Genomic DNA, 21,604 nt, shown 5'->3' on the forward strand with positions numbered 1-21,604 from the left:
AGCAAGGGAGAAGGATGATGTTTCGCCTGACGGCTGCCCTATGCGCGCTGGCTATCGCCGGCGCCGCTCATGCCGAAACGAAAGTACCCGGCGACCCCCATGCCGACGATCCGGTCGGTATCGTCGCTGATCCCTGCCCAGTCCATCCCAAGCCTGCCGGCGAAGCGGAATGGAAGATGTGGAACCTCCACATGCTGACCCGCGATTTCGGGCAGGTCTGCCGCTATGCCGCCGACAACAAGGCGCTGGCGGGCAGAAAAGTCCGCGCCGTCTTCATGGGTGATTCCATCACCGACAACTGGATCAACCTCGATCCGGAGATGTTCACGGGCGGGTTGGTCGATCGGGGTATCAGCGGCCAGACCACGGCGCAGATGCTGGTGCGTTTCCGCGATGACGTGATCGCGCTGAAGCCGCAGGTCGTCCACATCATGGCGATGACCAACGACATTGCCGGCAATACCGGCGCGGCGACGATGGAAACGGTGCTGGGGAATATCCAGAGCATGGCAGAACTGGCGCACACGCACGGGATCAAGGTCGTGATTGCCTCCGTGCCGCCCGCAGGCGCCTTCCCCTGGAGTCCGGCGATGAAGCCGGTGCCGCAGATCGCCGCGATCAATAAGTGGCTAGCCGATTATGCGCGCAGCCGGGGCTTCACCTATGTCGATTATCACGGCGCCATGGCGCAGGCGGACGGCGCGATGAAGCCGGGCCTGTCCACCGACGGCGTCCATCCGACCAAGGAAGGCTATGCGATCATGCGCCCGCTGGCGCGGCAGGCCATCGACAAGGCTTTGAGGGAAATCCAATGACGATGCTCGGACGCCGCGCCTTCCTCGCCGGTACTGCCGCGCTTGGTCTTGCCCGCGCGGCCCGCGCCGCCAGCCCCATGGGCACCATGCGCGGACCGGTGCAGGCCAGTTGGCCTTCGCTGGTCAGCAATTACCGTTACCCCGACTGGTTCCGCGACGCGAAGCTGGGCATGTGGTCGCATTGGGGGCCGCAATCGGTACCGGCCCAAGGCGACTGGTATGGCCGCTTCATGTATATGCAGGGCCACCCGATGTACGAGCATCACCTCAAGACCTACGGCCATCCGTCGGTCGCGGGGATGAAGGACATCCAGAATCTCTGGACCGCTGACAAATGGGAACCCGACGCGCTGATGGCCCGCTACCAAAAGGCGGGCGCCAAATATTTCATGGCGCTTGCCTGCCATCACGACAATCTGGACTGCTACGACAGCCGCTATCATGCCTGGAACAGCCTGCGCGTCGGGCCGAAGAAGGATATCGTCGGCATCTGGGAGAAGGCGGCGCGTAAGGCGGGCATGAGGTTCGGCGTGTCCAACCATGCCGCCCATGCCTGGCACTGGTATCAGCCGGCCTATGGCTATGACCCGGTCGGCCCGAAGAAGGGCGAGCGTTACGATGCCTTCCGCCTGCGCAAGGAAGACGGCAAGGGGCTATGGTGGGACGGCCTCGACCCGCGCGAACTCTATACCGGCGGCCATGCCGTGCTGCCCGACGGCATCGACACGATCGAAGCGATGGACAAGTGGCATGACGCGAACAACGGCCAGTGGATCGAAACCGGGCCGAAGGATGACCCGGCCTATGTCACTCGCTGGCTGCTGCGCCAGACCGATCTGGTTGCGAAATACAAGCCCGACATGGTCTATATGGACGATCATGAACTGCCCTTTGGACCTGTAGGGCTGGAAGCGGCGGCGGATTATTATAACCGCTCGATCGATTGGCACGGCAAGATCGATGTGGTGCTGACCGGCAAGCAGCTGAAACCCCATGCCCGCTTCGGCATGGTGGCCGATGTCGAGCGCGGCTTCACCGACCATCTTTGGGACGAACCGTGGCAGACCGACACCTGCATCGGCGACTGGTTCTATAATGAAGCCCGACTGCACGACAAAAGCTACAAGAGCGCCGAGGAGGTCATCCAGCGCCTCGCCGATGTCGTGTCGAAGAATGGCAATCTGATGCTTTCCATCCCGCAGCCGGGCGATGGTTCCATCGACAGCGAGACGGAGAAGGTGCTGGACGACATGGCCGGATGGATGACCCATGGCGGCGAGGCGATCTTCGGGTCGCGACCCTGGCGCCTCTATGGCGAAGGGCCGACCCAGCTGATCGCTGGCATGCAGAATGAGGAGAAGGCCAAGCCCTTCACCGCGCAGGATATCCGCTTCACCACCAACAAGGGCGCGCTCTACGCGCTGTTCCTGGGCCGGGCGCAGGGATCTACGACCATCCGCTCACTGGCGCGCGGGCGCGTGGGCGGCACAATCGAACGGGTGACGCTGCTCGGCGGCGGCCCGATTGCCTTCCGTCAGGATGGCGCGGGCCTCCATCTCGACATGCCGCACGGCAGTAATTTCGTTTCGGCCGTCCGCATCGACGGTCGCGGCCTCGTTTAAGATACAGGGAATTTCAGGGATGATCGCGAAAAGCTTCAAATGGATCGCGCTGGGCGCGTCCTGCCTCACGGCGCCGGCGCTGGCCGAACCCATGGCCTTGCTGGACCGCCATGGCAGCCGCGTCGCGGTGGAGCCTTATGCGCCCAATATCGTCCGGGTGACCATCGCGCTCGATCCGGTGCTGGCGTCGGCCGCGCCGGGCGAAGGCCCCAATGCCAAGGCGGATGCGACCGGCTGGAGCCACAAGAGCGATGAAAGCGGAGACGTTTTCAGCTCCTCCGCCCTCACCCTGACCATCGACGCCAAGCAGTGGCCCGGCGCGCCGACGCAGATGCAGCGCTATTTCGCGCCCTCGCTGCCGCCGGTCAGCCTGTCGGTCAAGGATGCCAGCGGCACCGTGCTGACCAAGATGACCGGCTGGGAAATGGCGCCGGTAACGGTCAATGGCGAACAGACCTTCAAGGTCGGCGCCAGCTTCGACTCCCCGGCGGACGAACATTATTATGGTCTGGGCCAGAATCAGGAAGGCTATATGGATCTGCGCGGCAAGCAGATCGACTGCCAGCATTTCTACGATGCGCCGGCCGGCGAGTCGGTGTGCGTACCCTTCATGGTCACCAACAAGGGCTATGGCATCGTCTGGGACAATCCGGCCCGCACGCTGATTCAACCTGGGATGCACAGCAGCACCCATTGGCAGAGCATGGTCGGCGAGCGCGTCTCTTTCTTCGTCATCACGGGCAAGACCACCGATGAACTCTATGCCGGCTACGCCAAGCTGACCGGCGCGACCCCGCTGCCGCCCAAGGCCGGCTTCGGCCTGATCCAGAGCAAGGCGCGCTACGAAAGCCAGCAGGAACTGCTCGACGTCGCCAATGGCTATCGCCAGCGCAACCTGCCGCTCGATGTGATGGTGCTCGACTGGTTCTACTGGACCCGCATGGGGCAGCTCGACATCGACCGCACCTATTTCCCCGATCCCAAGGGGATGAACGACCAGCTCAAGTCGATGGGGATGCACTCGATCATCAGCGTGTGGCCCCGCTTTGAGCGGGAATCGCGCTATTTCGACATGCTGGCGACCAAGGGCTGGTTCCTGAAGGACAAGGACGGCAATCCGGTCGACGGCCTGCCCCCCCGCTCCGACCGTGCCGGGGCGCTGATCGACAGCACCAATCCCGAGGCGCGCGAATGGTTCTGGGGCAAGATCCGCGACAATATCGCGTCGCAGGGTTTCGACTGGTTCTGGCTGGACGAGACGGAGCCGGATCTGGTGCCGGACGGCTATTTCTACGCCAAGGGGTCGGGCGACCGTTATCATAACCTCTTCCCATTGGTGCACACCACCGGCGTGGCCGAAGGGTCGGAGCGCGATCGTCCCGGTTTCCGCAACATGATCCTCGCCCGCGCCGCCTATCTGGGGGCGCAGCGCAATGGCGGCCTGTTCTGGTCGTCGGACATCAAGTCGACATGGGAAGCGCTGCACCGGCAGATCCCTACCGGCCTCAACTTCACAGCGTCGGGCCTGGCCTATTGGGGCAGCGACATTGGTGGATGGCAATGGCCAAAGGGTCCGAAGGCGGAAAATCCGATCCTGATCGATCCGACAGGCGCGACGGCGATGAGCGCGGATTATCCCGACTATCCCGAACTGTTCGTGCGCTGGTTCCAATATAGCGTCTTCACCCCCACGTTGCGCATTCATGGCCAGCGGCCGGCCGCTTCGCTGTGGGACTATGGCAAGGCGGCCGAGCCGATCCTGGCCGACTGGCTGCGCCTGCGTTACACGCTGATGCCCTATATCTATGCGCTGGGGCGGCATACCTACGACACCGGCGCGCCCTTCATGCGCGGGCTGTTCATGGATTTCCCGAACGATCCCAAGGTGTCGGACATTGGCGACCAATATATGTTCGGCCCCGCCTTCCTGGTCGCCCCGGTGACGCAGCAGGGGCAGACGAAGCGTCCGGTCTATCTGCCCGCCGGCACCACCTGGTATGATTACTGGACCAACCAGAAATATGAGGGTGGCCAGACGATCGAGGTGGATGCCCCGATCAACCGCATGCCGCTGTTCGTGAAGGCCGGGTCGATCGTGCCGATGGGCGTGCAGGTGAAGAGCACGGCGGAGAAGCAGGCGCTGGAAAGCATCCGCGTCTATCCCGGCGCCGACGCGCGCTTCACCCTCTATGACGATGACGGCACCACCAATGCTTATCGCAAGGGCGGCATGAAGGCCGAGCTGGTCTGGGACGACAAGGCAAAGGCGCTGACGAGCAAGACAAAGCTGCCCACCGGCCAGGCTTTGGCCGGCCTGGTGCAGATCGTCGGCCAATAAGGAGTTATGATATAATGACGGGTATCAATCGCCGCGAACTGGGCATGGGTCTGGGTGCGGCCGCCCTCGGCGCCTCTCTGGCCGGTAGTGGCACCGCGCGCGCGCAGACGGCATCGGCCGTAGCGCCGCAGGACGCTTCCGCCTTCCCCGCCGACTTCCTGTGGGGCTGCGCCACTGCGGCCTACCAGATCGAAGGCGGCGTGAAGGAGGACGGGCGCGGCCAGACCAACTGGGACGTGTTTTCCCACACGCCGGGCAAGGTCGCCAATGGCGATACGGGCGACGTCGCCTGCGACAGCTATCATCGCTATAATGATGATATCGCCCTGCTGAAGGCACTTGGGGTCAAGGCCTATCGCTTCTCCCTCGCCTGGTCGCGCATCTTCCCCAATGGCCGGGGCAAGCCCAATGCCAAGGGGCTGGATTATTATAACCGGCTGGTCGACGGCCTGCTGGCGGCCGGCATCACCCCGCATGTCACGATGTTCCATTGGGATCTGCCCCATGCGCTACCGGGCGGCTGGCAGAATCGCGACACCAGTTACGCCTTTGCCGATTATGCAGGCTATACCGCAGGCAAGCTGGGTGACCGCGTCAATCACTTCATGACCGTGAACGAACTGCGCTGCTTCACCGATTTGAGCTATATGACCGGCGGCAAGGCGCCGGGGCTGAAGCTGCCGATGAAGGAGGTGAACCAGATCCGTCACCATGGCGTGCTGGCCCACGGTTTGGGGCTACAGGCGATCCGCGCGGCGACCAAATCGGGCACGCAGGTCGGCATTGCCGACAATCCCAACATCTATGTGCCCGCAATCGAAACGCCTGAGCATATCGAGGCGGTGAAGAAGGCCGTGCGCGAGGAGAACGCCATGTTCCTCACCGCGATCATGGAAGGCCGCTATATCGACAGCTATCTGACCGCGCAGGGCAAGGATGCCCCGGTGGTCAAGGAAGGCGACATGAAGCTGATCGGCGCGCCGCTCGATTTCCTGTCGGTCAATGTCTATACCGGCAATACCGTCCGCGCCGACGAGGCCGCGCCGTCGGGCTACAAGATCCTGCCCCATCCGGGTCAGGCGCCGCGCATGCCCTCCCCCTGGCTCTATGTCACGCCGGAGGTCATCTATTGGGGGATGCGTGCCATCAGCGACATGTGGAAGCCCAAAGGCCTTTATATCTCCGAAAATGGCTGCTCGGCGGACGACACGGTCGCGGCGGACGGCAAGGTCTATGACACCGACCGCGTCATGTATCTGCGCAATTACCTGACCCACCTGCAGCGCGCGACCCGCGAAGGGCTGCCGGTTAAGGGCTATTTCGTCTGGAGCCTGATGGACAATTTCGAGTGGGAGGATGGCTATACCAAGCTGTTCGGCATCCACCATGTCGACTTCAAGACCCAGAAGCGCACGCCCAAGCTCAGCGCCGACTGGTATCGCGAACTGGTTCGCACCAACAAGCTGGTCTGATTGGAAAAAAAGGGGCGGTTCCGATGGAGCCGCCCCTTTTTTGCGCCTATCGTCCGGCGCTGATTTCGATCCGGGTTTCGGTCAGTCCCTGCACCTTTGCGCGCAGGATGATCTTGCCGGGCCGCTGCGCCTTCACGATCGCCAGCGCCAGCCCGTTGAAGGCATCGCGGCTCGTCGACGGGAAGGCGGTCATGTCGGTCGGATCGCCGTTGTCGGTGGCGACGATTTCGCCCGGCCCCTCGATCGTGAAGTCGATTGTCTGCTTGGCGGCGGGAACGATATTGCCATCCTTGTCCAAGACCTTGAGCGTCACGAAGCTCAGGTCGCGGCCGTCGCTGGCGATGGCGGAACGGTCGGCGGTGAGCGACAGCTTCGCCGCCTCGCCTACCGTATGGATCGTCTCGGTCGCCCAGGGCTGGCCCTTCTTCCAGGTGACGACCTTCACCTCGCCCGGTTCGTAGACGACATAATCCCAGCGGAAGCGATATTCATAGTCGCGCTTCTTGATCTTGCCCTGCGACTTGCCGTTGACGAATAGTTCGCCTTCGTCCGCCGAAGAAAAGACATGGACGGGGGTGATCTGACCGACGCGATCCGGCCAGGTCCAGTGCGGCAGGATATGCGCGAATTTCAGGTCCGGCCGCCAGCGCGCCTGATAGAGCCAGAAGCGATCCTTGGGGAAACCGGCCAGATCGACGATGCCCGAATAGCTGCTGCGCGACGTGTAATAAGGCGTCGGCTCACCCAGATAGTCGAAGCCGGTCCAGACGAATTCGCCCGCGACATAGGGGTTCTGGTCGTCGGCGGCCCAGACCCGGTCGGGTGAGGAGCCAAAGTCGGACGCATGCAGTTCATAGGCCGAGACCTGATGCGTGTCGGGATTGCCGCCGGACCATGGCCGCACCGGACCGCTGATGGCGCCCGCGACCGGGAACATATATTCGCCGCGGCTGGAAAGCGCCGAGGCGCTTTCGGTGGACAGGATCACCTTGTCCGGGAATTTCGCGCGGAAATTGGGATATTGGCCGACGATGCCGCGAATGCCCGCGCCCTGATAGTTGAGGCTGATGACATCCACTGTCGTCGGCAGCAGCATATCCGCCTTGGCAAAGTTCATCGCGCCGGTGGCGGGACGGGTCGGGTCTTCCTCATGCGCGATGGCGACCAGTTCGCGGCCGATCTTCGCGCCCGCCTCGCCATCATATTGCTCGCCCACTTCATTGCCCACGCTCCACATAATGATGGAGGGATGGTTGCGGTCGCGGCGCAGCATGGCGCGGGCGTCGGCCTCATGCCAGTCGGGGAAGATCAGGTGGAAGTCGTGCGGGGTCTTCTTCTTTTCCCAGCTGTCGAACACTTCGTCCATGACGAGGAAGCCCATCCGGTCGGTGAGTTCGAGCAGTTCGGGCGCGGGGGGATTATGGCTCATGCGCACGGCGTTGGTGCCCATGTCGCGCAATATTTCGAGCTGGCGCTCGGCCGCGCGGGCGTTGAAGGCGGCGCCCAGTGCGCCGAGGTCGTGATGATTGTTGACGCCGCGCAGCGGGATATGCTCGCCATTGACGATCACGCCCTTGTCGGGATCGAACTTGACATCGCGCACGCCGAAGCGGGTTTCGTGGGTGTCGATCGTCTTGCCGCCCTGCGTCACGGTGGAAACGGCGACATAGCGGTTGGGCGCTTGCGTGGGCGGCGGACCCCAGAGGCGCGGATTAGTGAGGATGGCAGAGCCGCTCAGCACGGCTTTTTCGCCCGGCGCGATACTGGCGGACTGGCTGGCGATGCTGGCAACGGGGCGGCCGATGCGCTTGCCCCTGGCGTCCAGCGCATAGAGGGTGGTCGCGACATCGACCTGTGCGGGCTTATCGCCATCATTGTCGAGGGTCAGGCTAAGGTCGACGGTGGCGCGTTCCTTGCTGACCTGCGGCGTGCGGACGGTGCTGCCCCACTGGCCGACATGGACCTTGTTCGCGGTGGTGAGGTAGATGTCGCGATACAGGCCGCCGCCCGGATACCAGCGCGCCGAAGCGGCGGGGTTGTCGAGGCGGATGGCGAGTTGGTTCTTGCCACCCGGCACCGCATAAGGCGTCAGGTCGAGGCGGAAGCTGTTATAGCCATAGGGCCAGCCGCCGACGAGCTTTCCGTTCAGCCAGACCGTGGCGTAGGACATGGCGCCTTCGACATCGAGGAAGATCGACTGACCCTTGGCGCTTGTCGGTATGTCGAGCGTCTTGCGATACCAGCCGATGCCCCAACTGGGCAGACGTCCCATGCCGCCATAAGGGCCGTCCTTGATGAAGGGGCCGGCGATGGCCCAATCGTGCGGGAGATCGACATGGGTCCACGCACTATCGTCGAAACCGGCCTGCACATAGGGCACGTCGCCGCCGGGATTGCCGGCGGGGCGGACATGATGTTTGGCGGGGTCTTTGATGAACGGGTTGGCGCTGGGCAGAATCCAGGGTTTCAGCACCTTGGCGCCGCTATCATCCACCTTCACGGCTGCGTCGGCGGGCGTGTCGGCCAGCTTGCCATCGCCCGCATCCTCGATCGGCGGGCGGACGTCATAGCGCAGATCGGTGGTGAGGCCGGCGGGATCGCCCTTGGTGAAGCGCCAGTCCTTGCTGATCGAGACGCTGTCAGCCGCGAGAAGTGCGGCCGGGAGAGACGCCATCGCGACCGCGGAAAGAGAGGCCAGTCGTCGCCAATGCGACAACGAGTTGGACAGGTCTTTCATCATTCTCTCCCCATATGCTTGTGACTGGTAGCGTTATCATTACTCTGAGCGATAGCGGCGCCTTTGGCAAGCCATGAAGTGGCGCACGGATCGGCTTTCCGTGCGTCGCAGCGCAGGCTAGGACAAGCGAAACAAGCGTGGGAGAGAGACATGAAAAATGCCTTGGCCGTTGGCGTGGCCCTGATGCTGGCTGCATTGCCGGCAGCTGTATCGGCCAGACCGGTCACCGATTGTGCGCTGCGCGATGCGCCCTTTTCCACAGAATCGCCGATCGTCGACCTGTTGCTCAGCCCGCCCGCCAAGGCGATGCTGGAGGCGGACGCCCCGGAGATATTTACTGCCCTGCCCCCGCGCTTCTTCACGACGCAGTCGCCGACCTTCGCGGCGATCCTGAATCTGAAGGCACTGGCGAAGATGAAGAATCTGCCAGCCGACAAGATGGCCGCGCTGGACTCGAAACTGCGCGCCCTGCCGGTGACGGAGGCGGACAAGGTGGCGCGTTGTGCCCGCTATGATGACGATCGCCCGGCCATTACGCTGCCCAAGGGCAAACCCCGATTGCTGATCTTCGAGAAGATCAACGGCTTTCGCGACGGTCCCTCGGTCGATGCCGCCCGCGCCGCCTTTCAGGCGATGGCGCAGCGCAAGGGCTGGGCCGTAATGGTGAGCGACAAGGGTGGCGTGATGACGCCGGCTCTGCTGTGCCAGTTCGACGCGGTGGTGTGGAACAATGTCAGCGGCGACGTGCTGACGCTGGCGCAGCGGGCGGCGTTCAAAGCCTATATCGAACGGGGCGGCGGCTATGTCGCGGTGCATGGATCATCGGGCGATCCGTCCACCTTCTGGCCCTGGTATGTCGATACGCTGGTCGGCACCCAATTTGCCGGGCACCCGATGGACCCACAGTTTCAGGACGCCAAAGTGGTGGTCGAAGGGCGCAGCCATCCGATCGCGGCTGGCCTGCCCGACCAATGGGTGATGAACGACGAATGGTATAGCTTCACCGCCAACCCGCGCCCCGGCAGCGCCGTCATCGCGACGCTGGACGAGGGCAGCTACAAGCCCGGCGCGCTGGCAATGGGCGACCATCCGATCGCCTGGACCCGCTGCGTCGGCAAGGGCCGGGTCTTTTATTCCGGCATCGGTCATCGCCCCGAAACCTATGCCGACCCCCATTATGTCACCATGCTGGAAAATGCCGTTGCATGGGCATCGTCGCGCCGGTCCGCCTGCCCGGCAATTACGCCCCCAGCCGGTTGACCGGATAGGCGGGTGGCAGGACGATATCGCCCGGCATGGCGAGCGGCAGTACGGGGCTGGCCGCGCCGCCCAGCAGCGCATCGAAATAGGCGATGGTGCGGCTCAGCCCTTCGTGCAGCCGCACGGTCGGTTCCCAATTCAGCATGTCGCGCGCGCGGCTGATGTCCGGACGGCGCTGGCGCGGATCGTCGGCGGGCAAGGGGCGCATGATGAGCGGGGATCGCGATCCGGTCAGCGCCAGGATCATTTCGGCCAGTTCGATCATGGTGAATTCGTCGGGATTGCCGATATTGATCGGGCCGGTGATCGCATCCGCGCTGCCCATCAGGCGGATCAGCCCGTCGATCAGGTCATCGACATAGCAGAAGGACCGGGTCTGCTGCCCGTCGCCATAGAGGGTGATGGGCTGGCCCAGCAGCGCCTGACAGATGAAGTTCGATACGACGCGCCCGTCCGCCGGGTCCATGCGCGGGCCATAGGTGTTGAAGATGCGCGCCACCTTGATCCGCACCCGCCCTTCGCGATGATAGTCGAAGAAGAGGGTTTCGGCGCAACGCTTCCCCTCATCATAGCAGGCGCGCGGGCCGATGGGGTTCACATGGCCCCAATAGTCTTCCTGTTGGGGGTGGACCTCCGGGTCGCCATAGACTTCGCTGGTGGAGGCTTGCAGGATCTTCGCGCCGGTGCGCTTGGCAAGGCCGAGCATGTTGATCGCGCCATGGACGCTGGTCTTGGTCGTCTGGACCGGGTTGATGCTGTACTGCACCGGGGAGGCCGGGCAGGCCAGATTGTAGATCTCGTCCACCTCGACATAGAGGGGGAAGGTCACGTCGTGGCGCATATAGTCGAAATTGGGCCGACCGAGCAGTTGGGTGAGGTTGCTTTTCGATCCGGTGAAGAGATTGTCGACGCACAGCACATCATGCCCTTGCGCCACCAGACGATCGCACAGATGCGATCCCAGGAAACCGGCCCCGCCGGTCACCAATATGCGCTTGATACCCCTGTTCATCGCGTCGCTCCTTTCTGTCGGAAGATGGTGGCGGCCATGGCGGCCAGATAGGTCCGGCTGAAGCGCGCCATCGCGCTATGGCCCCGGCCGGGGCGCAGCAGGGCGAGCAGACTGAAGCCCGCCCAGCGGATCGCGTAGCCGGCGAAGAGAATGGCGTCATAGGCGAGCCGGGCGAGCGGCCCATGGCTTTGCCGGAAGAAGAAGCGTGGCCCCTTGTAGACGCTGGCGAGGATTTCCAGCGAGGGCTGGCGCGCGAAGCTGGCGCCATGATGATGGGTGATGGTCTGGCGCGCGGAATAGAGGACGCGCCAGCCGGCGCGCGCGACGCGATGGCAGAGTTCCATATCCTCGCCGAACATGAAGAAGGCCGGGTGGAAGATGCGCAGGCCGACGGCTTCCCTGCGGAAAGTGAGCGAAGCCCCGGACACCCAGTCGATCGGGCGGAGGCCCGGCGGGTCGTCGTCCAGATAGACGGCGGGTGGCGCCCAGCGGCGGGGCAGCAGGCGGCCCAGAAAAAGATAGTTCCAGCCAAGGTTTGCGATCGTCGGGAAGGCGCCGCCGGATGCGCGCTGGAAACTGCCGTCGCTGTTGCGCAGGCGCGATCCGATGATGCCTATCGTCGGGTCGGCAAGGATCGTGTCCAGCATGGTGGCAATGGCGCCCGGATCGGCCACCGTATCGGGATTGAGCAGCATGATGACGGGCGCGTCGGTCGCTTCATAGCCAAGCTGGCAACCATCGGCGAAACCCAGATTGGCGCCGCTTTCGATCAGGCGGACCCAGGGAAATTCGGCGCGGATCATGGCTGCGCTGCCATCCGCCGAATCATTGTCCACGACGATGGTGTCGATGGCGCCGGGCGGGCGCCATGTCGCCTGCGGGATGGCGGCAAGGCAATCGCGCAGCAGGTCGCGGACATTCCAGTTGACGATGATGATGGCAAGGCGCGTCATGGCATCATGCTCCGGTAGAGATCGGCATAGGCCGGGCGCAGCGCCGCCCAGTCATAGGTGGCGCGGGCATGGTCCTGCATCTGGCGGCGGTGCCGTTCGGCGGGGTCGGCGGCGATGCGGGTCAGCAGCGTGGCGAGGGCACCGGGCGCGGTCATGTCGATCCAGCAGGCGGAATTGGGCAGCAGCCAGCGGAAATGGGGCGCATCATGCAGGATGACCGGCAGGCCCGCCGCCGCCGCTTCGACGATGGCAAGGCCGAAGGCTTCGAAGGTCGCGGCATGGGGCATGACGTCCGCCAGCGCGAACAGATCCGCCACCTGCGCGCTTGGCACATGGGTGACGCGCACCCGGTCGCCCAGCTTTGCGCGGGCATAGGCTGGCAGGTCCGGGTCGCCATGATCCAGGCTACCATCCAGCCACAGCAGCGGATCGCCGGGCATCTGGGCTACTTCATCCACCAGATGATGGGTTCGCTTGTGCCCGCGATTGAGCGCGGCGACGGACAGGATGACGAAGCGGTCGGGCGCGATGCCGTGGTGCGCGCGCAGGGTGGCACGGTCGGCGCTGGCGACGAAGCGGTCGGGACGATAGCCGCAAGGGACGAGCGCCATATGCGCCGGGTCATGGCCCTGTGCTACGGCATCGGCGAAGGTCGCCGCGCTGATCTGGTGCAGCCGGTCGCAGGGGGGATAGTCGCGCGGGGGCATCGCCGTCCCCTCCGTGTAGAGAAGGCCGAAGCGCAGGTGCAGCACCCGGCGCAGATGGAAGAGCAGGCGCGCCAGCGGCGGGTCGATCACATGGACGACATCATAGCGCCCGCCGATCAGGTGCGGCAGCAGGGCCAGCGCGAAGGTCAGACATTCGGCGTGCATCGGCGTGCGGCCCATCAGCCGGTGGAGCGGCAGATAGCGGATCGCTGTGCCGCCGCGCCGCAGGAAGGGCAGGACGACCTCACCCGCGCGAACCTCTCCGCCGCCCTTGAACAGGGTCATGGGGAAGTCGCCGCGCATCTCGTCGAACAGGTCGAGAAACAGGCGCTCGAAGCCGCGCTGGACGAGGCCGACGCCGGGGCAGGCGATGGCGATGCGGGGGGTCATGCGAGGCCTCCTGCAAAATGGCGCCAGCGGGGCATGGACAGCGCCATGAATGCCAGCACTATGGCGGCGGCCGCTGCGCCTCCCATCAAACTACCGGCCAATGGGCTGGCGCCGACCAGCAGCGCGGCAACCACTGCGCTGCCGATCAGGGCGGCGACCGAGCGCCAGTCGATGGTCAAGCCGGTCACATGCTGCGCGATCCAGCTGACGGCGATGGTGCCGAGCAGCAGTTCGACCAGCAGGCAAGCCCAGGCCGCGCCGATCACCCCCATGACTGGTACCAGCAGGAACAGGGCGGCGCATTGGCCGGCAAGGGAAAGCATAGTGAGCAGCATCGCCCGCCCCTGCCGCCCGGCAACGACGATCAGCGGCGACATGGCGGTGGTGATTGCGCGTGCCAACAGCGTCCAGGCCATGAGTTGCAGGAGCGGTGCGCCAGCGACGAAGTCTGGCCCCATCAGCCCCATCAAAAAGCCCGCGCCACCATGGATGCCGGCGAACATCAGGGCCGCCAGCGCGACCGACAGTAGGAGGGTGCCCTGCTGCGTCCGGGCGAAGGCAGCGGGATCGCGCCGCCAGTCGCGGGCTATGAGGGGAAAGGCGGCGCTGGCCACCGCCTGCACCGCGACCAGCACCGGCATGATGAACCGCGCCGCCGCCGCATAGAGGGCGACCGCGCGCATATCGAGCAAGTGGGCGAGCAGCAGCGGCGCGAGCGCGTCATAGAGCAGCACCAGCAGCCCGGCGCAGCCGAGCGGTAGCGCGCGATGCACGAGGCGGGTGATAGGGAACCTGCCCTGCGCCTGTTTCAGAGGACCGGCCCAATGCGTGACCAACAGGGCCTGTGCCAGCCGCGCGAGGGCGAAGCTGCCGATCAGCAGCGACAGCGGCGCGCGGTAGAGGCAGGCGATCGCCAGCAGCGGTAGCATGAGCGCCACGCCGGCCAGTTCCGCGCCGATATCCCGATCCATCCGCAATGCGAGACGCAATGCTGCGCGAGCCGGTTGCATCGCCGCTGTCGCCAGCACCGCCACGCTGCCCGCGCAGCCGGCCAGCAGGATCGCTCGATCCTGCCCCGCCAGCCACAGCCCTAGCGGCAGGAGCAGCGCGACCGCCGGTCCCTGCACCCGCTTCGCCCGCGCCAGCGCGGCCAGCACCGCTACCTGCCGGCCCGCCCGGCGCGCGGCATCACGCACCGCCATGTCGGTCTGGCCGAAATCCACCAGCCATTCTGCCAAGGCGATGAGGCTGATCAGCAGCACATAAGCGCCGAAATCCTCTGCCCCTGCCAGCCGCGCCACGATCAGCGCCGCGATCATGCGCATGGCTGACAGGGCGATGCGGCCGACCACCAGAGTGGCACTGTTTTTCAGGAGGCGAGTCATGCGACCCTCCCATTGCGGCGTTGCCAGAGCTGGATGGCAACGATGATCGCGGCGAGAATCCAGAAGAGTCGCGCGCCGGGCATTTGCCGCAGGAAGAAGCTGCCAAACCCGTCGAGCAGATTGGCGCACAGCCCCGCCAACGCCCCGGCATTGAGGGCGAAGAGCAGCGGGTCGGCGCAGTGGCGCGCATTGGACCAGGCGGTGCGCAGCAGGCCAAGCAACAGCATCACAAAGCAGGCGAAACCGATCGTCCCCTGCTCCGCCCAGATCAGCAGATAGATGTCATGCACCACCGGCCAGTTGGCGCCGAAACTGCGCGTCAGCCCGTCCGGTCCGCCATGGATCGTGCGGCCGGGCAGGTGCAGGACGAAGCTGTTGAGGCCGACGCCCAACAAGGGATGATCGCGCACCATGGCCCAGGCGACGCCCATCCAGTCCCAGCGAAAATCGACCGCGCCCGGATCGCTCTGGGTGAAGCGGCGGACGATCGCCGGGGCGAAGGCCAGCGCGCCGGCAAGGCCAGTCGCCAGTGCGACCATCGACCCCGCCAGCGCCCTTTGCCGCGATCGCCGCTCGCGCAGCATCAGGCCCATGACGATCGGCACGGCCAAGGCGAAGGCCAGCCAGCCCGAGCGCGACAAAGTGAGCAGCAGGGCGAGGAGCGCCGTGGCCAGCAGCGCGCCGATCGCCAGCTTCCGCGCCATCGACAGGCGCGTCATCAGCATCGCCAGCAGCATCGGCGCTAGCATCGCGATATAGCCCGCCAATATATTGGGATGGCCCAGCAGCCCGCCGATGCGGAAGGTCGCGCCGCCATCCATATAGGTGGCGCGATTGGCATATTCGAGCGTGGTCATCGTCGCCTCGCCCAGAAATTGCAGGCCGATATCGCCCTTCTTTGCATATTGGGCAATGCCGACCACCGCTTGCAGGCCAAGGCCAAGCGCCAAGGCGGCGAAGAGGTGAAGGAAACGGCGCACCCGCGTCAATTCGCCGATCAACAGCAGGAACAGGGCCAGCGACTTGACCATCTGCACCGCCTCCACCAAGGCCAACTGGCGATAGGGGCCGGTCAGCGCATCAATCAAGCCGAGCAGGATCATCGCGATCCAGCCATAAGCGAGCGGCGGCAGGATCATGCGAGGACCGCCATGTCGCGCGTCGCGCCACTGGAAGAACAACAGGGCGATCAGGAACAGGTCGACCGCCTCGATCGCATAGGCGCCCGCCCCGCCCATATGCGGCATGGGATGGAAACGCTTGGCGATGCCGAGCGGGGCGGTGAGGCCCACACCCCACAGGCAGGCCAGCCGCGGGTTGCCACTGGCCCAGAGCGCGCCGCCCAGCGCCAGCGCACCAACGGCCGCCAGCGCAGGCGCGCGCCCTGACGAGAGGCCCGCCGCGACGACGAGCGCCGCTGCGCTGGCAGACCCCGCTACCATCAGCGCGCGGCCGGGCCGGATCGCGTCAGCGATCATGCGCAGGCACCGTGAGGATCAGACCGGCCGGTGCAATGCCATGCGCGCGAAAGGCGTCACGCGCTTCGTGCAGGCGCGCCATGGGCGATCGCCCTTCCTCCGCCAGCGTCCAGACCAGATCGGCGGCACGCGCCAGTGCCAGATTGCGGCTGTCGCTGCCGATGCCGCGCTGCTGGATCAGGATATGGTCGAACCGATCGGCCAGAAACGGCAGCATCGCGGCGATCCGCTCCGGCCGCCCGGCGGCAGGGTTGAGGCCGGCGCCCAGCAGAACCATGTCCGGCCGCGCCAGCAGGCGCATCGCCTCTACCGCCGACCAGGGATCGTCGGTCCGTATGTCTGAGAGGCCGGGCTGCTTATCAGCGCCCAGGAGCGCGCCCACCCCATCATCGGCGAGCGTCGCATCGACCAGCAACACCCGCCCTCCCTGCTCCTGCTGCACCATGGCAGCGAGCAGCAGCAGGACATCATTGGCGGCATCGGCCTCACATAATGCGCTGAGCAGGATCGTCCGCGCATCGCCGAGCCTGCGCGCCAGATAACGATAGCGGCGCGAAGGCTGCTCGATCGGCGCGTGCAGATGATCCCGCAGACGCTGCGACAATCGAGCGATCGGCGAAGAAGACGATGCGCTGCAGGTCAGCGCCGGTCGTTCCGCAGCAGGGCGCCACACGACCGCATAGCCGCGCGGTACCCGTGCCCAGCGTGTACCGGGGCGCTGCACCAGTTCCGCGCCGCAGCCTAGGCAGCGGGAAAAGCCGATGCCGCCATTCCAGGCAGCCGCCGGATCGGCCCGGTGATAGCCCCATCTGCACAGCATCCGCCCGATTGCCCCTTTCCCGACCGTGATGGTCGCAGCTCTCTTCTTTCGATCGCGAATATCGAATCGAAATAAATTGATCAGACAAAATAATAAATATCGGTTTACTGTCGGCAATATCCCAAAACCTTAATGTCGCAAATTGGCACGATTCAAAATTTCTTGGTTAACGTGCCTATGACTCATCTTTCATTTTTGTTTTCATCATATGATGATTCGAAATAAATACGGTGATTTGTTGGTAATTTTCGCAAATTATAATTCATATATTGCGTATTTTACATATTTTATCATTAGATTTACTTGAGATGGGAGCGTTGCAGCCATGCCGACCCACCAATGGGATGCGGATTTCAGGATGAGCGGGATGTTCCAGCAGTTCGGCGCGCTGTTCGTGCGGCTGTGCCGGCTGGTCGACACCGGGCTGATCCTGCTGTGCCTGGCGCTCACCACCGAACCTTTCTCACCCCGGCCGTGGATCATCGACGCATTGCTCTGCATCGCGGTGCTGGAATGGACGGCATCCTTCTTCCACCTCAGCCGGTCCTGGCGGATCGTGCGGTTGCGCCATGAACTGGCGGACCTGACCGCCCATTGGTCGATCAGTTTCGCAGGGATCATGGCGCTGTTCGCGCTACTGGGCGACCTGCCGCTGGCGCAGGCACAGGCATGGGCGCCGGCCGCTGCGCTCTGGTATGGTGGGTCGCTCTGCGCGATCGTCCTGTTTCATATCGCCATGCGTCTGGCCTTGCGGCTGTGGCGTAGCGTCGGCCATGACCAGCGCAGCGCCGCCTTCATCGGCGCGACCGAAACTGCGCAGCGGCTGGGCGATGTCTTCGCACGGCAACGCTGGATGGGCATAAGATCGCTGGGCGTGTTCGACGATCGCCGCCCGTCGGACGATCGCACCGCCGCCCTGTCGCCGCAGGATTTCGGCGGGCCGGTCGACCGCCTCTATGAACTGGCGCGGGCGGGCGCGGTCAGCCGCATCTATGTGACGCTGCCGATGGCGGCGGAACAGCGGATCAAGGCTATCCTGGACCGGTTCGGCGACACCACCGCCTCGCTTTATTATTGCCCGCCCTTGTTCCGGCTGGATCTGGTCGGCGCGCGCTGGGACGATGTCTACGGCCAGCCGGTCGTCAGCATCGTGGAATCGCCGTTCGAAGGGCATATGCGCTGGGTGAAGCGGGCGGAGGATATTGCCCTCACCCTCATTGCCCTGCCGCTGATCCTGCCGGTCGCGCTGCTGGCGGCGATCGCGATCAAGCTGGAGACGCGCGGGCCGGTCTTCTTTTGCCAGACGCGCTATGGGCTGGACGGTCGGCCGTTTCGTATCTGGAAATTCCGGTCCATGCGGGTGACGGAGGATGACGCCTTCGTACAGGCGCGGCGCGGCGACAGCCGGGTCACGCGGGTCGGCGCGCTGCTGCGGCGTACCTCAATCGACGAACTGCCGCAATTCATCAACGTGGCACTGGGCAGCATGTCGGTGGTCGGGCCGCGCCCCCATCCGGTCGCGCTGGACGATAATTTCCGTCCGCTGATCCATCGCTATGCCGTGCGGCACAAGATCAAGCCCGGCATCACCGGTCTGGCGCAGGTCAGCGGCTGGCGCGGCGAGACGGACACGCATGACAAGATGGCGCAGCGGGTCGTTCATGATATCGACTATCTGCGCCGCTGGTCGCTGTGGCTGGACCTTCAGATCCTGGCGCGCACGCTGGCGGTGCCGTTCGTGCAGCGGAACGCCTTCTGATGGGCGGCGGGGTCACATTTGTCGCGCATGCGCCCTTCGACAGGCTCAGGGCGAACGGAATGGGGGTGATGGCAATCGCCTGCATTCTGGCAGCCTGCGCCAGTCCTGCGCCGGCGCCCGACCTGCCAGATCCGATGTCCGGCTGGACGGTCAGCCGCGACGCGCCGGTGATCGCAGCGGGATCGCTGCGGGCGCAGGGCCTTTGGAACGATCCCAGCCCGCTTCGCACCGATGATGGCTATGCGCTCTATATGACGAGCAGCACCGGCGCGCCGTTCAAGCCACCCGTCCTGCCCTTCCGCGCGGTGTCACGCGATGGCGAGCATTGGACGCTGTCGCCCGCGACGCCATTGCTGTCGGTCAAAGGCGGCCCCTATGCCAGCATTGAAACGCCCAGCGTCGTGCGCTTTGCCGGCCGATACTGGATGGGCTTTACCGGGGTCTATGCCGATCCCGCCCCTTCGCCGATGGCAATTGGGCTGGCTGTCTCGCCCAATGGCGTGAACTGGCAGGTCGCCGATTGGACATTGCTGAAGGCCACGGGCGGCGCGACCGACTGGCACGGCTATCTGGTCGGCGAGCCGGGTCTTGTGGTGCGCGGCGGGGAAATGTTGCTCTATTTCTCGGCGGTAGGCGCGCGGGAGGGCGGCGGGCCGCCGCTCCAGTCGATCGGGCTGATCCGGTCGAGCGATGGTGTGCGCTTCACCGCACCGGAACATGTCATGACGCAGGGACCACTCTATCCCGCCGCGCGAGGCTATGCCGGCTACTCCTCCCCCGCCGCACTGGCCGACACGGACGGCGCGATCGACCTTTTCTATTCGGTCGCCCATATCAGCCCCGGCGCCGATCCGGAATGGCAGCAGGTGGCGATCCACCATGCCCGCGCCGCCGATGGCGTCCATTTTCGCGAAGACCCCGCGCCCTTACTCACCCGCGCCAGCACCGGCTGGACCGATGGCGAGATACTCGCGCCCGGTCCGCTGCGCGATGGCGGGACGATCCGCCTGTGGTTCGGCGGCCATGTGTCGCGGGGGCGGCTCGCCCCCCTGATCCAGCGTGGGATCGCCGGGCCGGAATTCGGCATCGGCCTCGCCACCCTGTCGACAGACCAGTTCACCCAAGCACCGACGAAGAAAGGAACCGACAGATGAAGGTCGTCATATTGTGCGGCGGGCAGGGCATCCGTGCCTTTCCCTTCACCACCTATCTGCCAAAGCCGATGCTGCCATTGGGCGGCACGCCGGTATTGGTTCATGTCATCAAGAATTTCATCCGGCAGGGATTTCACGAATTCATCCTTGCAGCCGGATATCGGCAGGATGTTCTTCACGATTATTTCGAGGGGAAGGATATCGGCGCCAGCATAAAGATCGTCGATACGGGCGAGGATGCCGATACCGGCCGCCGCATCTGGAATTGCCGCCACCTGATCGACGGCCCGTTCATCGCGACCTATGGCGACGGGCTGTCGGATGTGCCGCTGGCCGATGTCGTCGCCTTTCACCAGAGCCATGACGCTCGGCTGACTATCACATCGGTGCCGATGTATTCGCAATATGGCGTCTTGTCGGTCGAAGAGGACGGCACCATCGCCCGCTTCGCCGAAAAGCCGCTGATCGCCGATTATTGGATCAATGCAGGCTTCATGGTGATGGAGCCGACCATTTTCGACGACTGGCAGGGCGACAATCTGGAGCGCGACATCATCCCGCCGCTGATCGCGCGGGGCGACGCCTTCACCTATCGTCATGGCGGCTTCTTCAAGTCGTTCGACAGCTACAAGGATGTGATCGAGGCGGACGAGATGCTGGCAGGCGGTACCCCGCCGCCCTGGATCGGCGATCATGAACCACAGGAGCGCGCGGCATGAGCGGCTTCTGGAAGGGCAAGACCTGCCTCGTCACCGGCGCCACCGGCTTTCTGGGCGGCAGCCTCGTCTCCCAATTGCTGCGCGAGGGCGCGGAGGTGGTGGCGCTGGTGCGCGACATGGTGCCGCAGTCGCGCTTTCAGGCGGAGGGACTGGTCGCGCAGGCCAAGGTCGTGCGCGGCGCGCTGGAGGAGTATGACGTTATCGAGCGCGCGCTGAACGAATATGCGGTCGATACCGTGTTTCACCTGGGCGCACAGGCGATCGTCGGCGTCGCCAACCGCAATCCGCTGTCCACCTTCGAGGCGAATATCAAGGGGACATGGGTGCTGCTGGAGGCATGCCGCCGCGTCGCCACGGTGGAGCGGATCGTCATCGCTTCCTCCGACAAGGCCTATGGCGACCATGAAACCCTCCCCTATCAGGAGGATTTCGCGTTGCAGGGCCGCCATCCCTATGACGTATCCAAAAGCTGCGCGGACCTGATCGCGCTCAGCTATGCGGCGACCTACCGCCTGCCCGTCACCATCACGCGTTGCGGCAATCTGTTCGGGCCGGGCGACCTCAACAGCAACCGGATCGTGCCCGGCACCTGCCTCGCGGCGATCGACGGGACGCGGCCGGTGATCCGGTCCGACGGGTCGCCGGTGCGCGACTATGTGTTCGTGGAGGATATCGTGCGCGGCTATCTGCTGCTCGCGCAGCATATAGGCGACGCGGATGTCGTGGGGCGCGCCTTCAACTTCGGTACGGGCGAGCCGGTCAGCGTGCTGGACCTCACCCGCCGCACGCTCGCCGCCGCCGGTCGCGCCGACCTCGCCCCCGATGTGCGCAACAATGCCCATGGCGAAATTCAGGCCCAATATCTGTCCTCCACGCTGGCGGCGGAGAAACTGGGCTGGGCGCCGGGCGCGGGGCTGGACGAACGGCTGGCCCAGACCTTTCTCTGGTACAAGGCGCATCGTCATTTCTTCTGAGCGCATCCT

The 21,604-nt window shown here is 64.8% G+C and carries 16 protein-coding genes; 9 read left to right on the plus strand and 7 right to left on the minus strand.

The genetic code is table 11. The features are described 5' to 3' along the window. Positions 1-14: 14 nt before the first annotated feature. From RQH62_RS07165 to RQH62_RS07180, 4 genes are read left to right on the plus strand one after another with little or no spacing between them, the layout of a single operon-like run. Complete coding sequence (locus tag RQH62_RS07165; protein ID WP_311268061.1) at positions 15-815, plus strand: SGNH/GDSL hydrolase family protein; 801 nt, start codon at positions 15-17, stop codon at positions 813-815. Further along, positions 812-2,437 (plus strand): alpha-L-fucosidase, encoded by a 1,626-nt coding sequence (locus RQH62_RS07170; RefSeq protein WP_311268062.1) that lies wholly within the window; start codon positions 812-814, stop codon positions 2,435-2,437. Before RQH62_RS07165 ends, RQH62_RS07170 begins: the two co-directional genes overlap by 4 nt. Positions 2,438-2,456: 19 nt before the next feature. Further along, positions 2,457-4,775 carry a glycoside hydrolase family 31 protein gene (locus RQH62_RS07175; RefSeq protein WP_311268063.1) on the plus strand — a complete coding sequence of 773 codons (2,319 nt, stop codon included), beginning with the start codon at positions 2,457-2,459 and terminating at the stop codon, positions 4,773-4,775. Between the two features lie 14 nt (positions 4,776-4,789). Further along, positions 4,790-6,247: a GH1 family beta-glucosidase gene (locus tag RQH62_RS07180; protein WP_311268064.1), complete on the plus strand. Its 1,458-nt coding sequence runs from the start codon at positions 4,790-4,792 to the stop codon at positions 6,245-6,247. A gap of 46 nt (positions 6,248-6,293) precedes the next feature. On the opposite strand, the gene galB is transcribed toward RQH62_RS07180, so the two are convergent. Continuing rightward, positions 6,294-8,921 carry a beta-galactosidase GalB gene (galB, locus tag RQH62_RS07185; protein WP_311268065.1) on the minus strand — a complete coding sequence of 876 codons (2,628 nt, stop codon included), beginning with the start codon at positions 8,919-8,921 and terminating at the stop codon, positions 6,294-6,296. A 213-nt stretch (positions 8,922-9,134) separates the two neighbouring features. On the opposite strand from galB, the gene RQH62_RS07190 reads away from it, so the two are divergent. After that, complete coding sequence (locus RQH62_RS07190) at positions 9,135-10,244, plus strand: ThuA domain-containing protein (protein ID WP_311268066.1); 1,110 nt, start codon at positions 9,135-9,137, stop codon at positions 10,242-10,244. Here RQH62_RS07190 and RQH62_RS07195 read toward each other — a convergent pair. From RQH62_RS07195 to RQH62_RS07220, 6 genes are read right to left on the minus strand one after another with little or no spacing between them, the layout of a single operon-like run. Continuing rightward, positions 10,225-11,256, minus strand: a complete 1,032-nt coding sequence (locus tag RQH62_RS07195) for a UDP-glucuronic acid decarboxylase family protein (protein ID WP_311268067.1) — start codon at positions 11,254-11,256, stop codon at positions 10,225-10,227. The two genes, RQH62_RS07190 and RQH62_RS07195, sit on opposite strands and share 20 nt — an antisense overlap. Next, positions 11,253-12,209: a glycosyltransferase family 2 protein gene (locus RQH62_RS07200; RefSeq protein WP_311268068.1), complete on the minus strand. Its 957-nt coding sequence runs from the start codon at positions 12,207-12,209 to the stop codon at positions 11,253-11,255. Before RQH62_RS07200 ends, RQH62_RS07195 begins: the two co-directional genes overlap by 4 nt. Then, positions 12,206-13,306, minus strand: a complete 1,101-nt coding sequence (locus RQH62_RS07205; protein ID WP_311268069.1) for a glycosyltransferase family 4 protein — start codon at positions 13,304-13,306, stop codon at positions 12,206-12,208. The genes RQH62_RS07200 and RQH62_RS07205 overlap by 4 nt, the downstream gene beginning before the upstream one ends. Then, complete coding sequence (locus RQH62_RS07210; RefSeq protein ID WP_311268070.1) at positions 13,303-14,691, minus strand: oligosaccharide flippase family protein; 1,389 nt, start codon at positions 14,689-14,691, stop codon at positions 13,303-13,305. Before RQH62_RS07210 ends, RQH62_RS07205 begins: the two co-directional genes overlap by 4 nt. Further along, a complete protein-coding gene (locus RQH62_RS07215; protein WP_311268071.1) occupies positions 14,688-16,169 on the minus strand; it encodes an O-antigen ligase family protein in 1,482 nt (493 codons plus the stop codon). The genes RQH62_RS07210 and RQH62_RS07215 overlap by 4 nt, the downstream gene beginning before the upstream one ends. Further along, complete coding sequence (locus RQH62_RS07220; RefSeq protein WP_311268072.1) at positions 16,159-16,989, minus strand: hypothetical protein; 831 nt, start codon at positions 16,987-16,989, stop codon at positions 16,159-16,161. The genes RQH62_RS07215 and RQH62_RS07220 overlap by 11 nt, the downstream gene beginning before the upstream one ends. 358 nt (positions 16,990-17,347) lie before the next feature. Between RQH62_RS07220 and RQH62_RS07225 the strand changes: the two genes are divergently transcribed. From RQH62_RS07225 to RQH62_RS07240, 4 genes are all read left to right on the plus strand, one after another. After that, positions 17,348-18,748 (plus strand): undecaprenyl-phosphate glucose phosphotransferase, encoded by a 1,401-nt coding sequence (locus RQH62_RS07225; protein ID WP_311268073.1) that lies wholly within the window; start codon positions 17,348-17,350, stop codon positions 18,746-18,748. A 68-nt stretch (positions 18,749-18,816) separates the two neighbouring features. Next, entirely contained in the window at positions 18,817-19,902 is a 1,086-nt protein-coding gene (locus RQH62_RS07230; protein WP_311268074.1) for a hypothetical protein, read from the plus strand. Beyond that, entirely contained in the window at positions 19,899-20,621 is a 723-nt protein-coding gene (locus RQH62_RS07235; protein ID WP_311268075.1) for a sugar phosphate nucleotidyltransferase, read from the plus strand. The genes RQH62_RS07230 and RQH62_RS07235 overlap by 4 nt, the downstream gene beginning before the upstream one ends. Beyond that, complete coding sequence (locus RQH62_RS07240; protein WP_311268076.1) at positions 20,618-21,595, plus strand: NAD-dependent epimerase/dehydratase family protein; 978 nt, start codon at positions 20,618-20,620, stop codon at positions 21,593-21,595. Before RQH62_RS07235 ends, RQH62_RS07240 begins: the two co-directional genes overlap by 4 nt. Positions 21,596-21,604 lie beyond the last annotated feature (9 nt).

Source organism: Sphingobium sp. WCS2017Hpa-17, from assembly GCF_031843765.1.
Lineage (GTDB): Bacteria > Pseudomonadota > Alphaproteobacteria > Sphingomonadales > Sphingomonadaceae > Sphingobium.

What these genes read in the sequence shown, in the direction of transcription:
- RQH62_RS07165 (WP_311268061.1), top strand. Translation starts at nt 15, where the DNA reads ATGATGTTTCGCCTGACGGCTGCCCTATGCGCGCTGGCTATCGCCGGC.
- RQH62_RS07170 (WP_311268062.1), top strand. Translation starts at nt 812, where the DNA reads ATGACGATGCTCGGACGCCGCGCCTTCCTCGCCGGTACTGCCGCGCTT.
- RQH62_RS07175 (WP_311268063.1), top strand. Translation starts at nt 2,457, where the DNA reads ATGATCGCGAAAAGCTTCAAATGGATCGCGCTGGGCGCGTCCTGCCTC.
- RQH62_RS07180 (WP_311268064.1), top strand. Translation starts at nt 4,790, where the DNA reads ATGACGGGTATCAATCGCCGCGAACTGGGCATGGGTCTGGGTGCGGCC.
- galB (WP_311268065.1), bottom strand. Translation starts at nt 8,921, where the DNA reads ATGGCGTCTCTCCCGGCCGCACTTCTCGCGGCTGACAGCGTCTCGATC.
- RQH62_RS07190 (WP_311268066.1), top strand. Translation starts at nt 9,135, where the DNA reads ATGAAAAATGCCTTGGCCGTTGGCGTGGCCCTGATGCTGGCTGCATTG.
- RQH62_RS07195 (WP_311268067.1), bottom strand. Translation starts at nt 11,256, where the DNA reads ATGAACAGGGGTATCAAGCGCATATTGGTGACCGGCGGGGCCGGTTTC.
- RQH62_RS07200 (WP_311268068.1), bottom strand. Translation starts at nt 12,209, where the DNA reads ATGACGCGCCTTGCCATCATCATCGTCAACTGGAATGTCCGCGACCTG.
- RQH62_RS07205 (WP_311268069.1), bottom strand. Translation starts at nt 13,306, where the DNA reads ATGACCCCCCGCATCGCCATCGCCTGCCCCGGCGTCGGCCTCGTCCAG.
- RQH62_RS07210 (WP_311268070.1), bottom strand. Translation starts at nt 14,691, where the DNA reads ATGACTCGCCTCCTGAAAAACAGTGCCACTCTGGTGGTCGGCCGCATC.
- RQH62_RS07215 (WP_311268071.1), bottom strand. Translation starts at nt 16,169, where the DNA reads ATGATCGCTGACGCGATCCGGCCCGGCCGCGCGCTGATGGTAGCGGGG.
- RQH62_RS07220 (WP_311268072.1), bottom strand. Translation starts at nt 16,989, where the DNA reads ATGCTGTGCAGATGGGGCTATCACCGGGCCGATCCGGCGGCTGCCTGG.
- RQH62_RS07225 (WP_311268073.1), top strand. Translation starts at nt 17,348, where the DNA reads ATGAGCGGGATGTTCCAGCAGTTCGGCGCGCTGTTCGTGCGGCTGTGC.
- RQH62_RS07230 (WP_311268074.1), top strand. Translation starts at nt 18,817, where the DNA reads ATGGCAATCGCCTGCATTCTGGCAGCCTGCGCCAGTCCTGCGCCGGCG.
- RQH62_RS07235 (WP_311268075.1), top strand. Translation starts at nt 19,899, where the DNA reads ATGAAGGTCGTCATATTGTGCGGCGGGCAGGGCATCCGTGCCTTTCCC.
- RQH62_RS07240 (WP_311268076.1), top strand. Translation starts at nt 20,618, where the DNA reads ATGAGCGGCTTCTGGAAGGGCAAGACCTGCCTCGTCACCGGCGCCACC.